This window comes from Chryseobacterium geocarposphaerae (genome assembly GCF_002797535.1).
Lineage (GTDB): Bacteria > Bacteroidota > Bacteroidia > Flavobacteriales > Weeksellaceae > Chryseobacterium > Chryseobacterium geocarposphaerae.
Genome location: NZ_PGFD01000001.1, coordinates 1388903 through 1403367 on the forward strand (window position 1 = coordinate 1388903; position 14465 = coordinate 1403367).

13 protein-coding genes are annotated in these 14465 nt (G+C 35.2%); 4 read left to right on the plus strand and 9 right to left on the minus strand.

Annotated features, from left to right (window positions below; genetic code table 11):
• Nucleotides 1-18 precede the first annotated feature (18 nt).
• The 4 genes from CLV73_RS06140 (at nt 19) to CLV73_RS06155 (ending at nt 3008) form a co-directional block, all read left to right on the plus strand.
• Nucleotides 19-441 carry a hypothetical protein gene (locus CLV73_RS06140; protein WP_100375969.1) on the plus strand — a complete coding sequence of 141 codons (423 nt, stop codon included), beginning with the start codon at nt 19-21 and terminating at the stop codon, nt 439-441.
• On the plus strand, nt 441-1331 hold the full coding sequence (locus CLV73_RS06145; RefSeq protein WP_185116772.1) for a 3-hydroxybutyryl-CoA dehydrogenase: 891 nt from the start codon (nt 441-443) through the stop codon (nt 1329-1331). The genes CLV73_RS06140 and CLV73_RS06145 overlap by 1 nt, the downstream gene beginning before the upstream one ends.
• A 79-nt stretch (nt 1332-1410) precedes the next feature.
• Nucleotides 1411-2730, plus strand: coding sequence for a hypothetical protein (locus tag CLV73_RS06150; RefSeq protein WP_157798733.1), 1320 nt, complete (start codon nt 1411-1413; stop codon nt 2728-2730).
• 38 nt (nt 2731-2768) lie between these two features.
• Nucleotides 2769-3008 carry a hypothetical protein gene (locus tag CLV73_RS06155; RefSeq protein WP_002977986.1) on the plus strand — a complete coding sequence of 80 codons (240 nt, stop codon included), beginning with the start codon at nt 2769-2771 and terminating at the stop codon, nt 3006-3008.
• A 70-nt stretch (nt 3009-3078) separates the two neighbouring features.
• Here CLV73_RS06155 and CLV73_RS06160 read toward each other — a convergent pair whose 3' ends face one another.
• The 9 genes from CLV73_RS06160 to dnaN form a co-directional block, all read right to left on the minus strand.
• Nucleotides 3079-3483, minus strand: coding sequence for an META domain-containing protein (locus CLV73_RS06160; RefSeq protein ID WP_100375972.1), 405 nt, complete (start codon nt 3481-3483; stop codon nt 3079-3081).
• 293 nt (nt 3484-3776) lie between these two features.
• Nucleotides 3777-6179 carry a phenylalanine--tRNA ligase subunit beta gene (gene pheT, locus CLV73_RS06165; RefSeq protein ID WP_100375973.1) on the minus strand — a complete coding sequence of 801 codons (2403 nt, stop codon included), beginning with the start codon at nt 6177-6179 and terminating at the stop codon, nt 3777-3779.
• 156 nt (nt 6180-6335) lie between these two features.
• Nucleotides 6336-7061 carry a LytR/AlgR family response regulator transcription factor gene (locus CLV73_RS06170; RefSeq protein WP_100375974.1) on the minus strand — a complete coding sequence of 242 codons (726 nt, stop codon included), beginning with the start codon at nt 7059-7061 and terminating at the stop codon, nt 6336-6338.
• A 1-nt stretch (nt 7062) separates the two neighbouring features.
• Complete coding sequence (locus CLV73_RS06175; RefSeq protein ID WP_100375975.1) at nt 7063-8091, minus strand: sensor histidine kinase; 1029 nt, start codon at nt 8089-8091, stop codon at nt 7063-7065.
• A 207-nt stretch (nt 8092-8298) separates the two neighbouring features.
• Nucleotides 8299-9516: an ABC transporter permease gene (locus CLV73_RS06180; RefSeq protein ID WP_100377004.1), complete on the minus strand. Its 1218-nt coding sequence runs from the start codon at nt 9514-9516 to the stop codon at nt 8299-8301.
• Nucleotides 9517-9684: 168 nt separating this feature from the next.
• Nucleotides 9685-10422 (minus strand): ABC transporter ATP-binding protein, encoded by a 738-nt coding sequence (locus CLV73_RS06185; protein WP_100375976.1) that lies wholly within the window; start codon nt 10420-10422, stop codon nt 9685-9687.
• A gap of 89 nt (nt 10423-10511) precedes the next feature.
• Nucleotides 10512-11768: an efflux RND transporter periplasmic adaptor subunit gene (locus tag CLV73_RS06190; protein ID WP_100375977.1), complete on the minus strand. Its 1257-nt coding sequence runs from the start codon at nt 11766-11768 to the stop codon at nt 10512-10514.
• A gap of 27 nt (nt 11769-11795) precedes the next feature.
• Nucleotides 11796-13100 carry a TolC family protein gene (locus tag CLV73_RS06195; protein ID WP_100375978.1) on the minus strand — a complete coding sequence of 435 codons (1305 nt, stop codon included), beginning with the start codon at nt 13098-13100 and terminating at the stop codon, nt 11796-11798.
• Between the two features lie 192 nt (nt 13101-13292).
• Entirely contained in the window at nt 13293-14423 is a 1131-nt protein-coding gene (dnaN, locus tag CLV73_RS06200; protein ID WP_100375979.1) for a DNA polymerase III subunit beta, read from the minus strand.
• Between the last annotated feature and the right edge of the window lie 42 nt (nt 14424-14465).

Below are 14465 nucleotides of genomic sequence, written 5' to 3' on the forward strand. Positions count from 1 at the left end.
AATTTTAAAACCGACAAAATGAAAAAAACATTTTTAATATTAGGAATTTTCACCTGCACATTTTTCTTTGCGCAGAAGAGTAAAACGTATCTTTATCTGGATTATAACAGCGTGTGTTGCGGAACTCCATCCACAATCCCTGTAATGACCTATATTGAAACTTTTCAAAGCAAAAACAAAAGAAAACCCATTGAAGTCTACAGACAATCAGGGCTTGGAAGAGAAGGTGAGTTCAAGCTTTTTATCGGAATTGATGCGCTTTCAAAATCCCAAAGAAAACAATTCATAAAAGGCCTTGAAGAAACGGTAACCTCGCAGAATAATAAAAGAAACCTCAGTAGTGACGGATCTGTATTTTTCACGCCGACTCAATCTTTAAGTAAAGAAAAATTAAACCAATTAAATAATTTAACTATCTATAAAAAAGAAAAATTAAAATGATCAAAAACATTGTAGTTATCGGAGCTGGAACCATGGGGAATGGTATTGCACATACTTTTGCACAAAGCGGGTTTAAAGTGAATTTGGTAGATGTATCTCAGGAAGCTTTAGACAGAGGGTTAAAAACCATTACTACCAATCTTGACAGAATAATTGCAAAGGGAAACCTTACAGAAGAACAAAAAGCTGAAACTTTAGGAAATATCACCACTTTCACAGCGCTTCAGGATGCTGTAGGATCTGCAGATCTTATCGTGGAAGCGGCTACTGAAAACCAGGAATTGAAACTGAAAATTTTCGGACAAATGGATGAATTTGCTACTGAAAACTGTATTCTGGCTACTAATACTTCCTCTATTTCCATTACTAAAATCGCTGCGGCCACAAAAAGAGCAGATAAAGTAATCGGAATGCACTTTATGAATCCGGTTCCTATCATGAAACTGGTTGAAATCATCAAAGGATATTCTACTTCTAAGGAAACGTTTGATGCCATTTATGAAATGAGCAAAACATTAGGAAAAGTTCCTGTGGAAGTGAACGATTACCCAGGATTCGTAGCCAATAGAATTCTGATGCCGATGATCAACGAATCTATCGAAACGCTTTATAATGGTGTTGCGGGAGTTGAAGAAATTGATACGGTAATGAAATTAGGAATGGCTCATCCGATGGGGCCGCTTCAGTTGGCAGACTTTATTGGTCTTGATGTTTGTTTAGCGATCTTAAACGTAATGTACGACGGATTCAAAAATCCTAAGTATGCTCCTAACCCACTATTGGTAAATATGGTAATGGCCGGAAAGCTTGGAGTAAAATCAGGAGAAGGGTTCTATGACTATTCTGAAAGCAAAAAGGCTGAAAAAGTGGCAAAAATGTTCTCAAAATAAACTTTTAAGTTATGAGTTGTAAGTTTTAAGTTATACATTTGGCTTATTAAAAGCTGTAATCTATCTAATAACTGCAACCTTGATAAAATTTAAAGAAAAATATATTCAGATATTATTGGTCATCATTACGGCAATGGTGACTATTTTACGTTTTTTGCTCAATGAAAATGGCAGAGTAAGTCCCGACTCTATCCGGTATCTTAAATTTGCTCATGTACTTCCGGAGATCGATAATACCATTACGCCTTTAGGATATCCTTTGAGCATTAAGATTTTTACGTTTTTAGGCACGGATGAATTTTGGGCTAGTAAAATCGTAGGAATTGCGGCCATGCTTTTTATTGTTTTTTTCTCCTGGAAAAAGAATTTTTATTCCAGAGAAGCTACTGTTCTAGTTGCTCTTTTCAGCTTTGTTTCCATTTTTGCAGCTACTTTAAGTGAAGGCTGTATTCTGCCTTTTGTTTTTCTTTTCCTGTTTATAGCTGATAAAATTATCAAAGAAAATCTTAAAGGATGGAAAGCTGTTGTTTATCTTTCTTTAAGCTTAATTCTTCTTTATAACATCAGATATAGCTCATTGTTTATCATGGGAGCTGTAGGTCTTTACGGACTGTTGTTCATCAAACGTAGTTATGGCCGTTCATTTTTAATTTCCGGAATTATTTCAGGAGTCTATATCATTCTGTATAAGCTTTTATTTATTGATTATTTTAATGAAGATTACGTAAAACAATCTTTGGAAATAGGATTGTACCCTACTTCTAAACTTTTAAAGGAATTATTTGAAGGTCTTGCTACCACTTTCAATCCGTTCATCCATATGTCTGATCCGGGAGGCGGAATAATTAATTATGGAATTTACGGGTTAGGAGTTTTGAATATTCTTATCATGATCTTCTTATTTACAAGATATAAGCTTACAAATTCAGAGTTCTTCTTTGTTTTTACCGGAGTTTTCGGAATTATATGTTCATTTTTCATTCAATATTTTTATCCTGTAGATGCCATTGGCTATAGAATACTTGCTCCGTTCAGTTTTCCGCTATGGCTGGTTTACTTTAGAAAGTTATTTCTGCTTTTTGATGTTAAAGTCTATGCTGTCGGAATTTTAAGTATTATGTCCGGAATTCTTTTCACATGGCTTTCCAAAGGAAATTATCTTGAAAACAGGAAAGAAGTAGTTCATTTTTTACAGTCTGAAAAGCTGGATAAGGTTCCTTTACGATTTTATTTAAAATCTATGGAAGATCTTGATAAAATGCAGGTTGCAGAACTTGTAAGCACGGTAAATTCTAATTTAGCAGTAACCTTTAAAGCTTCTGACACCTTAAAAAAGACAACCTTAACCTACTATAAAGTTTCTCAAAAAATTAAAATCGACAAGAACAAATACCAATAATTTTGTTATCTTTGATTTAAAGTTAAAACATTAGAAAAATGAAATTACCAAAGTTTTTATTAGCAGATAATTCAGAATTTCCGGAAGATCTTTTCGTAGTTCATACAGAATATCCAAGATTTATCTTAAACGTTGAGGAAGAAGAAGTTGAGTGGCTAGACGATCTAGAGGGTGATGATGAAGAAACGATGGCAGATGAGGCTACTAAAGTAGTAGAAGCTGCTTTCAAGTGGTGTGATGAAGAGTTGGCTAAGTACGATGAAGAAGAGGAAGATTAATACATAATCCTATTAAAACATAAAAAGGAACTCGATCGAGTTCCTTTTATTTTTATATATTCTTTGCTTTTTATTCCGCTTTGTTGAATTTAAGCAACAAAAGATTGTCCTGATACAATTCTAATGTACTCCCGGAAACAACATATCTGTTTGCTTTTTGCACCATATCCAGGAAATTCTTTTCTACGCTCATATTGTCACACGCCATTTTGGTAGATCCCACCTGTGAAGCCGCGAATTTTCCTGAAGCTGTTTCCATCGTAACGGCACCAAAATACCTGTTGCATCCTGAATTTCCGCTGATCTTCGCTCCTTCTACATTCAGGGTCGGAATCTGCCCTTTTACATTATCTGCTAAAGTCCATTTTGTATTGGCAATCGAAGGCTGCGCTTTTCCCACTTTTGATGAAGAAGCCACTGTTCCGCATGATACCAAAACTGCTGCTGTGCATATGCTTAAAAAAAGGTTTTTCATTTTTCTCTTTTGATTTAATCCAAATTTACGGAAATTATATTATTTAAAAAGTGATCGGAAAATTTTATTGTTTTTTTAACGATTGTTTTCTGTTTCGAATTTTCAGGATAATTCACAATTATTTTCCCAGAAAAAGATGCTTCGCTTCGCTCAGCATGACACAACTACAATTATTTTTAAAGGAAAAGTTAGTATTAAGAAATAGATGTTATTCTAAGCTTGTCGAAGCATCTAAAAACAGAAACGGACTTTAAAAAGTCCGTTTCATAATATATTCTATAATTATTTAAAAATTATCCTCTCAATTCAGCATTGAATTCTTTCTGAAAAGATTTAATCAAAGATTCCATTACTGCTGCAATCTCTTTTTCTTCTAATGTTTTTTCTTCATTTAAAAGCTCAAAGCTCATTGCGTAAGATTTCTTACCTTCCGGAAGGTTTTTCCCTTCGTATACATCAAATAAATTAATGTTTTTAATGTAAGGAGACTTATTCTTTTTAGCAGTTTCATACAGATCTTCGTAGTTCACGCTCTTATCAATCAATAATGCTAAGTCTCTTCTGATCTTGTTAAATTTAGGAATATCCTTGAATTTCAATTCATTTTTAGAACGCAATTCCTGAGCAAATTCCAATTCAACTTCTGCATAGAAACATTCCTGATCGATGTCAAAATCTTTCAGTTGCTGAGCAGAAACTTTTCCGATTCTTACTAAAACTTTTCCATCCACTTCATATGCTAAAGCATCAGAGAATCTATCGTCTGATAAAGCAACTTCTTTATAATCAATTGCTAATCTTTCTAAAAGAACTTTTACATAAGCTTTTAAATTATAAAAACTCGTTGCAGATTTTGGCTGTAACCAGTTTTCAGCAACTTCTCTTCCTGAAACTAAAATAGCCAACTGCTTTCTCTCAGTATATTTATCTTTTTTATGATAGATTTTTCCGAACTCAAAAAACTTGATGTTCTGATTTTTTCTGTTGATATTGTAGATTGCATTCTGAAGAAGACCTTCCAATAAAGATTTTCTCATGAACGCCAAATCACCACTCAAAGGATTCAATAGCTTCACTGCATCCGTTTCATCTTTTACAGAAGTTAATGAATTGTTCATTACCTCATTGAAACCTAAGCTTTGTAAAGTTCTTGCCCAGTTGTTCTCCAATTCATCCTGATCGTTTGCGCTCAGCTTTACAGGAGTAAATGAAATCTTTTGCGGAGCATCAATTTTGTTGTATCCATAGATTCTCAAAATCTCTTCAATCACGTCGATTTCTCTCGTTACATCTGCTCTGTAAGCAGGAACTGAAATCTCAAGACCGTTCTGAATTTCATTTAAAACCTGGATTTCCAAAGATTTTAAAATTTCCTTTACTTTTTCTCTGTGAATTTTTGTTCCTAAAATCTGCTCAATTTTAGAGAATCTGATGATCACATAGCTGTCTTCTATTTTCTTTGGATATTCCTCCAACAATTCTCCTACAAGCTTCCCTTCTGCTAATTCCGAAATTAATTTAATCGCGTGAGTAATGGCAGTTCTCGTAAGATTCGGATCTACTCCTCTTTCAAATCTGAAAGAAGCATCCGTATTCAGTCCGTGGAATTTAGCTCCTTTTCTTACTGCAACAGGATTGAAGTAAGCACTTTCCAGGAAAATTGTTTTTGTTTCTGTAGACACTCCTGAATGAGCACCGCCAAAAACTCCGGCAATACACATTGGGTTGTCTTTTCCGTCTTTAATGATGATTTCAGAACCATTCAAAGTTCTTTCAACACCATCTAAAGTTGTGAATTTTGTTCCTTCTTTTACCGTTCCCACTTTTACTTTTTTGTCTGCAATTTTATCTGCATCAAAAGCGTGAAGTGGTTGACCATACCCGTGAAGGATATAATTGGTAATGTCTACAACGTTATTAATCGGGCTCAATCCGATGGCTTTTAATCTGTCTTTTAACCAAGCCGGAGAGTCTGCAACTTTTACATCTTCAATTACTGCTCCGATATATCTTGGGCACAATTCCGCATCTTCAACTTCCAGTTGGAAATCGTGAGTGCCTTCGTTATTCAACACTACTGAAGAAACTTTTTCAAAAGTAGATTTCAACTGATTGGTAGAAAGGAAAGCATATAAATCTCTTGCAACGCCGTAATGAGACATGGCATCGGTTCTGTTTGGAGTTAAACCAATTTCAAAAACCTCATCGTTGGTCAGTTCGAAATAATCAGCGAAATTTTTTCCTACTTCATATTTTTCCGGATCTAATACCATGATTCCTCCATGATCTTCGCTCAGTCCCAATTCATCTTCTGCACAAATCATTCCCTGAGAAACCTCTCCTCTGATTTTTGCTTCTTTTATTTCAAAAAAGTTTCCGGTTTTATCATAGATTTTGGTTCCGACAACTGCTACAGGAACTGTTTGCCCGGCTTCTACATTCGGAGCCCCACAAACAATGTTCAACACTTTTCCGTTTCCTACTTCTACGGTAGTTTTCTTCAGTTTGTCTGCATTAGGATGTTTTTCGCAAGTTAAAACCTTACCAACTACAATCCCTTCCAAGTTGCCTTTTACACTTTCAAATTTTTCAATTCCTTCAACTTCAAGGCCTATATCGGTAAGGAACTCTCCTATTCTTTCAGGTTTGATCTCCGTTTTAATATAGTCTTTCAGCCAGTTATTTGATATCTTCATTGCTCTATTTTGAAAATTTTTAAATGAATTTTTGCGAGTACAAATGTCGTGTTTTTTTGAGAGATAGAGAAATTTAGAAGTAACTTTAAGATAAATACTTCACTTTTTATTTCTCACGAAACGACCTATTTTACCAATTGAAAGTTGAGATATTTTTTATAGACTTTTCCCTTCAATATAATCCATTAATGTTTTCTTATAATTGGGAGCAATGACAATCTGCTGATTTCCGATAACAATATGGTTTCTTTCAATGGCTTCTATTTTATTTAAAGCAATGATATATGATCTGTGAACCCTCATAAAGTCTTCGGAAGGTAATTCTTCTTCAAGTTTTTTCAGGCTCATCAATGTTAAAATAGGTTTAGGATTATCTTTAAGATATATTTTTACGTAATCTTTCAATCCTTCAATGTAAAGAACTTCTGAGAATTCAATTTTAACCTGTCGGTATTCTGATTTTACAAAAATGAAACTTTGTTTCTTCTCTGTTTTTTGCGGTGTAGACTCTGGAACTGCTTCAAAATAAGTTCTTGCTTTTTGAGCGGCATTCAGAAACTCATTATAATCAAATGGTTTTAAAAGATAGTCTAAGGCACTCACTTTATAGCCGTCAATTGCATATTGATCGAAGGCAGTTGTAAAGATCACTTTGCTTGTTGCAGGAAGCAGTTTCGAGAATTCCAACCCTGAAAGATCAGGCATCTGAATATCCAGAAAGAAAAGATCAATCTCTTTTTCTTCTTCACACACCTGCATTGCTTCTATTGCACTGTTGCATTTTGCTTTGAGCTCCAAAAAAGGGGTTTTCAAAACATAACTCTCTATAAGATTTAAAGCCATAGGTTCATCATCAGCAATTAAACAGGTAAGTTTTCTCATTTTATTTTGTTTTCAGTTTCATTTCTGCAATATACATTCCGTTATTGAGATGGGAATGGAATTCATGTTTTCCGGGGTACAGCAAACTCAATCTTTTTTTGAGATTTTCAACCCCAATCCCCGATCCGCTTTTATCTCTTTCAGTTTTTGGAAAATTAGAGTTGGAAGCGGTAAAATGAATTTCATCCTCCACAATTTCCATTTTAAAACTAATATCTGAATGTTGTGTCGCCGAAACCCCATGTTTAAAAGCATTTTCCACTACTGAAATGAAAAGCAAAGGAGCTATTTCAAGATTCGGAATCATCTTCGGAAAGCTTGTAAAAACCTTGGTATTATCATTCAGTCTGAGTGTCATCAACTCTATATACTTGTTCAAAAAGTCGATTTCATCAACCAATCTTATTTTTTCTACATCTGTTTTGTTCAGAAGATGCCGCATCAGCTTGCTTAAACTGTGAATACTGTGCTTTGCTTTTTCCGGTGCAAAATCAATCAGTGAATAGATATTGTTTAAAGCATTAAAGAAGAAATGCGGCTGTAACTGATATTTTAAATGCTGTAATTCTGATTTCAATTTAATATTATCTGCTTCCCGTTTAATTTCTTCTGCCTGTTTCATTTTCTGCCCGGAATTGATGGCGATTGCAAAAGCTACAGGAATCATATAGATCATAAAATCCATAAAATAGATAAAGCCTTCCGGCGGACGTCTTCCTCCTCCCCCTTTTGGTCTTGGCGTTTCTATTAATGAAAAAATCTGCTGCTTTAAAATGATTAATGCAATGATGAGTATAATGTTCGTGAATATGAAATAAAGTTTTTTATCGGTATACAACCAATTAATCAATACGAAATAATTGATATAAAAAATGATTGCTAAAAACATCAACTGCAGCCAAAAATGTTTGAAAAGTTCCAGCCAGTTTCCATCTGAGCCCAATGAAAAAGCAGCAGGAAGGAAGAACAGAACCAGCCAGATCAATAGATGAATGCTGACTTCCAGTTTTTTATTTTTTAAGGTAATCATTGTTTATTGTTGCTTGAGTTTATATGTATGTTGCGAAACTGCATTAATTCTTTAAAAACAAATGTTTTTTAATAAGATGATTTTTTCTCGATTAAAACTTAAATTTATTCAATCCGTTGAAAATTGAAGATTTATGAAATCTTTGGATTAGTGAATTTAAAATTTTTCCCAGCATTTTCCCTACAATTTTAAAATTAAATTTTTGCTTTATTCATATCTCAGCGCATTGATAGGATCCGCCTGAGCTGCTTTTCTTGCAGGATACCATCCGAAAAAGACTCCTGTAATGTTACAGACTGCAAAAGAAATAACAATGGAAACCATCGTAATACTTACCGGCCAGCCTGCAAACTGTTTTACACAAAACGTAGCGACCAACCCGATTATTACTCCTAAAACTCCTCCTGTGATACTAATCAGCACCGATTCTATGAGAAACTGCATCAAAATATCATTTCCTTTTGCTCCTATCGCCATTCTCAATCCAATTTCTTTGGTTCTTTCTTTTACAGAAACATACATAATATTCATAATCCCGATTCCGCCTACAATTAAGGAAATACTTGCAATAGCCACTAAAAGCACGGTCAACATTTCACTGGTAGAGCTAAATGTCGAGATAAGTTCCTGCTGGGAAGAAACATTGAAATCATTGTCTTCCTCAGGTTTTATCTTGTGTTGATTTTCCATTACGGCTTTGATTTCATTCACTGCCGCTTCAGAATTTTCTTCGTTTAAAGAGGATGCTACAATAGACTGCAAATAGGTTTGCGCCAAAATTCTTTTCTGAACCGCCGTATAAGGTGCAATAATGATATCATCCTGATCCTGCCCAAAAGTATTCTCTCCTTTTTCTTTTAAAACCCCGATTACTTTAAACGGAATATTTTTAAAACGGATCATTTTTCCGATAGGATTTTCATTAGGGAAAAGATTTTCCTGAACTGTTTTCCCGATTACAGCAACTTTCCCATAAGCTTCCACATCATCTTCTGTAAACATGGAGCCCTCTTCCACTCCCCAATCACGAATTTTCAGATATTCCGGAGATACACCGTAAATTGAAGTCGGCCAGTTATTGGAACCTGCAATACTTTGTCCGCTTCCATTTACCAGTGGCGAAATGTTTTTAATCAATTTCACCTGTTTTTTTAAAGCATTGTAATCTGCCAAAGTAAGGGTTTGCATTGCTGATGGATCTGAACGTACTCCCCCCATCATGCCTGCTCCGGGACGTACTGTAATCAGATTGGCTCCCATACTGGAAATATTTTTTTTGATGCTCTCTTTCGATCCTTCTCCTATTGCCAACATCGCAATAACAGATGCTACTCCGATGATAATTCCGAGCATGGTAAGCATTGCTCTGGTTTTATTAAGCAAAATTGCTTTCCAGGCTATTTTAAGTAAGTTTAAAAAGTTCATTTTTTTCTTTTTTTTAATTAAAAACATTTGCAGACCTTCTTCTTCATTTCTCCGTCATTTTTTCTTTTCAACCTGTCTTCATTGCAGGCCTGCAAACATTACTGCATGTAATCCGCCTTCATTAAAACACACCAAACTAAATATATATTAGAACAAAAAATTCTCTGGCTATTCTGCTGGTGGGAGTTTTGCCAACTCTTCCGAAGCATACAATCTTTGAGTTACCTGTCGGTCTTCAGTAATCTTTCCATCTTTTAGCACCACCGTTCTTTTACTGAATTTTGCAATGTCATCTTCATGGGTTACAAATCCTATAGTAATTCCCTGATCATTTAATTCCTGGAAAAGATTCATGACCTCATAAGAAGTTCTGGTATCTAAATTTCCAGTTGCTTCATCTGCCAATAAAATGACGGGTTGATTTACTAACGCTCTTGCAATAGCGACCCTCTGCTGCTGTCCTCCGGAAAGTTGGCTGGGAACATGATGAATTCTACTTTCCAACCGTACCTGTTTCAATGCCTTTACAGCACGCTCTCTTCTTTCTTCTGCTGAAACTTTAGAGTTATACAATAGTGGCAGCTCTACATTTTCCAGCGCACTTGTTCTTGCCAATAAGTTGTAGGATTGAAATATAAATCCGATTTTTTTATTTCTTATATCTGCCAGTTGATTTTTATTAAGTTCTTTTACCAAAACACCATCCAATTCATACGTTCCTGAGGTTGGCTGATCTAAGCATCCTAAAATATTCAGAAAGGTAGATTTACCAGAACCACTGGTTCCCATGATGGTTACAAATTCACCTTCATTTATGGTAAGATTAATTCCTTTCAACGCGTGAACAATTTCATCGCCCATTCTGAACTCACGTTTCAAATTTTCTATATGGATAATGGGTTTCATTCTACTTTTATTTTAGATTATAAGGTCAAATCCAAAAGGCTTAAGTTTCTTTATTCTTGACCAAAATTTTAATTTAATTCTCCTGATTTTTAGTTTCCCAGAGGTGGACCTTGACTTGAACCTGATTTTTTATTGTTACTGTTTGGTCTTTTCGGCATAAAAGGGCTGCTTTCTGATCCGGATTTCGCTACAGCTTCCTGCTGTTCATCCAAAGCTGTTACAATTTGTTCATCACCCGTCAATCCATTATTAACCTGAACATTGATTCCGTCATTAATTCCTACAGTAATCTGTTTTTGAGAAAGACTTTTATCTTTATTGATGATCCAGATATATTTTTCTTTATTTTTCCCTGTTTTCGTTTCAGGAACTTTACCTGTCAATTGATTTTGTAAATAGTAGTTTTGTAAGACTTCTTTGTCTGGGCTGAAACTAATCGCTGCTGCCGGAACTGTATTGATATTCTTCAATTCCTGTGTGAAAATAGTCACCGTTGCGGTAAGCCCTGGTTTTAATTTTTGTTCAGAATTATCTGCATCAATAATTACCGTATACGTCACCACATTAGATTCTGTAGTTGCAGCCAATCTCACCTGACGTACTTTTCCATTAAATTCTTCCTGAGGATAGGCATCCACCGTAAAACTCACTCGCTGCCCCACTTTTACTTCGCCTATATCCGCTTCATCTACATTGGCTTCAACCTGCATTTTGGTAATATCTTTTGCAATAGAGAAAAGCGTAGGGGTCGTCATGCTTGCTGCAACCGTTTGTCCTTCTTCCACTTCACGGCTTAGGATAATCCCGTCTATCGGTGCATAAATATTCGCATAACTTAAATTCGCTCTTGCCTGTGCCAATGTTGTTTTTCTTTGGCTTACGGTCTGCTGAGAGTTTTTCACCTGATAAGCGGCCTGTTCATAGTCTGCTTTGCTGATCACTCCCGATCTGAACATATTATTTTGACGGTTATAATTCTGCTGATAATAATTAAGCTCATTCAAGGCGGCTTCATACTGAGCCAGTGCATTATTAACAGATTCCTGAAGATTGGTTTTGTCCAGCTCTGCCAATAGCTGTCCTTTTTTTACCTGAGAATTGTAATCTACATAAATATGATTGATGATCCCTGAAACCTGCGTTCCAACTTCCACCTGATCTACCGGCTCTACTGTTCCCGTTGCCGTAACAGAAGTAGTGATATTTTGCTTACTCAATTTCACAATCTGTATAGAAATCTTAGCATCTTTTTTCTGAGTGAAATATTGGTAGATAAAGAAGACTGCTATAACTGCAACAAGCGTAATAATTGAGTTTTTAAAGTATTTTTTATATTTCGGATTCATAGCCTATATTTTGTTCCGTTATTATTTTTAGTTTGTAGTCAATGTTTTACCCTGGTAAAAATTCAGAAGCTGAGTGTATAGAACTGCCATATATTTTGACTGAAGATAAGTCTGTTCATTCGTCAGATAGGTATTTCTGCTTACTGCAAGCTCTGTTGTCGTAAGACCCCCAAATTCAAATTTCTTATTGGCCAAATCGTAAGCAAGCTTTGCATTATCTCTTGCCACTTTTGAAGATTTCTGTTGAGCCTGATTCGCCACCGCATTTTGCCAGGCTGTTTCAATATTAGAATACAATGTTTTCCCTGCGCTGATTTTATCCAGGTTATTCTGCTCTATATTGATTTTTGCTAATTGTACGTTCGTATCATTCTGCTTTTTAGAGAAGATTGGAATGTTCAGAGACAGCCCTACAGATTTATTGAAGTTGTTTTTAACCTGATTAAAATAGCTGTAATCCTGTGTACTGGTAAATCCGGTATTCAAGCCTGCTGTTGCGGAAAGTGTTGGCAAATAGCCTGTTTTTGTGATTTCTAAACTTTTGGTAAGGATTTCATTTTGAAAATCATAGATCTTAAGATCCGGAAGATTTTCCGTTGCCAGTGTGTATACCTGTTGTTTATCCGGAATTTCATCCATTAAATCATTTAAGTTTACCTTTTCAATCTGAAAGTTAACACCCGGATCTAATTCCAAAAGCTGTTTGAGTTTTAAAACCTGCTGATCATAAAGGTTCTGGCTACTCACTACAGTATATTGGTTCTGTGCATCCTGGGTTTCGACATCCGCCAATTCAAGTTTTGAAATGGCTCCGTTTTTATATTTTGTCTGCGTAAATTTTAATTCCTGTGCTGAAGAGTTTGCCGTTGTTTTAGCAATTTCTATTCCTTCATAGTAATATAAAGCCTGTAAATAAGCATTCAGAACATTCAGAACAATATTATTCTCAGCCTGTTTCTGATACAGTTCTGACTGATCTGCAATCATTTTATTTTGCTCAATCTGAAGGTTTAATTTATTCCCCTGATACAAAACTGCGTTGGCAGAAATCCCAAAGCTGTTGGAAAGAATATTCTGATTTACAAAACTACTGGTAATAGGGTCTATACTCGATCCATTGGTAAGTCCTACTGAAGAGGAACCATAAATAGTCGGCAATTTATTGTTTTTCTGTTGTTGATAATTAAGCTGAGCCGTAGTTTTATCTAATACTGTTTTCTTAACAGTGATATTATTTTCTACAGCATAATCAAGACAATCCTGAAGCGTCCATATTTTTTGAGCAGGCGCAAAAATGCTGACAAAGAGTGCCATAATAAGATACTGTTTCATTTTCTGTCTGTTTTACGAAACAAAATTGCTCAATCATGAAACCAATATCAAATGTAATAGACAAACGATGAAATTGTCTAGAAGAACAGTCGTTTTTTACGACTAGAAAGTAGTGTACAATATTTTGAAAAAGTACTAAAAAAAAGAGACTGAAAAAATCAATCTCTTTTTTTATATATTTCTTTAATAGTATTACAATCCGATTACCGGCATTGATAACATTAAAATGTTTTCGTTGTCTTCAAGACCATCAAGTGGCTCTATGATTCCCGGTCTGTTGGGTTGAGACATTTTCATAGTGATATCGTCTGACCCTAAAATTGTCAACATTTCCGTTAAGAATTTAGAACTAAATCCGATGTTGATATCTTCCCCGTTATAATCACAAGGGATCTGCATATCCGCTTTGTTTGCATATTCCGTATCTTCTGCATGAAGATGAAGAATGTTTGCAGACAGCTTAAATCTTACCTGATTGGTAGATTTATTCGACATGATAGAAGCTCTTTTGATGGCTCCTAATAAAAGGTTTCTGTTGATGGTTAATACATTCGGATTTTCTTTTGGAATTACCGCTGTATAGTTCGGATATTTTCCATCGATCAGCCTACAGATCCAGATATGCTTACCAAAAGTAAATTTAGCCATATTCTCGTTGAAATCGATGGTAACATCATCATTAGAGCTTGCCAATATATTTTTGAAAATGTTCAGCGGTTTCTTAGGCATGATGAATTCCATTGGTTCGGCATTCATCAGGTCTGTTCTTTTATAAACAACCAATCTGTGAGAGTCGGTAGAAACAAAATTCGTTTCGTTCTCTCCAAACTGGAACAATACTCCCGTCATTACCGGACGAAGAGAATCATTACTTGTCGCGAAAAGTGTATTGGTAAGCGCTTCAGACAAAACCCCTGCCGGCATTGTCACACTTTGAGAAGCATCAAATTCAGGCAATTCAGGATAATCATCCGCATTGTCCAATGCCACCGCGAAATTATCTTTTTCGTCTAAAATCTCAAGCTGACTTCCTGTTCCTTCTGCATTATCTTTTACAGCCAACGTAAGAGGTTGCTCTCCGTAAGTCTTAATAAAATCTTGAAAAATCTTAGCAGGAACAGCGAATTTTCCTGTATCATCAGACTTCACTTCAAGAGAAGTCACAAGAGTTGTTTCGCCATCAGATGCTGTAATGGTAACGTTTGTTCCGTCTAATTCAAAAAGATAATTTTCTAAAATAGGTCTCGATTGAGAGCTTGATATTACACCACTTACAGTTTGTAACGCCTTCTGCAGTTCACCACTTGAAATAATAAATTTCATAGATTTAAAAATAAGTTTCTACAAATATAATAAATAGAAAAC

What these genes read in the sequence shown, in the direction of transcription:
- CLV73_RS06170 (WP_100375974.1), bottom strand. Translation starts at nt 7,061, where the DNA reads ATGAGAAAACTTACCTGTTTAATTGCTGATGATGAACCTATGGCTTTA.
- CLV73_RS06195 (WP_100375978.1), bottom strand. Translation starts at nt 13,100, where the DNA reads ATGAAACAGTATCTTATTATGGCACTCTTTGTCAGCATTTTTGCGCCT.
- CLV73_RS06175 (WP_100375975.1), bottom strand. Translation starts at nt 8,091, where the DNA reads ATGATTACCTTAAAAAATAAAAAACTGGAAGTCAGCATTCATCTATTG.
- CLV73_RS06140 (WP_100375969.1), top strand. Translation starts at nt 19, where the DNA reads ATGAAAAAAACATTTTTAATATTAGGAATTTTCACCTGCACATTTTTC.
- CLV73_RS06190 (WP_100375977.1), bottom strand. Translation starts at nt 11,768, where the DNA reads ATGAATCCGAAATATAAAAAATACTTTAAAAACTCAATTATTACGCTT.
- pheT (WP_100375973.1), bottom strand. Translation starts at nt 6,179, where the DNA reads ATGAAGATATCAAATAACTGGCTGAAAGACTATATTAAAACGGAGATC.
- CLV73_RS06180 (WP_100377004.1), bottom strand. Translation starts at nt 9,516, where the DNA reads ATGAACTTTTTAAACTTACTTAAAATAGCCTGGAAAGCAATTTTGCTT.
- CLV73_RS06185 (WP_100375976.1), bottom strand. Translation starts at nt 10,422, where the DNA reads ATGAAACCCATTATCCATATAGAAAATTTGAAACGTGAGTTCAGAATG.
- CLV73_RS06160 (WP_100375972.1), bottom strand. Translation starts at nt 3,483, where the DNA reads ATGAAAAACCTTTTTTTAAGCATATGCACAGCAGCAGTTTTGGTATCA.
- CLV73_RS06155 (WP_002977986.1), top strand. Translation starts at nt 2,769, where the DNA reads ATGAAATTACCAAAGTTTTTATTAGCAGATAATTCAGAATTTCCGGAA.
- dnaN (WP_100375979.1), bottom strand. Translation starts at nt 14,423, where the DNA reads ATGAAATTTATTATTTCAAGTGGTGAACTGCAGAAGGCGTTACAAACT.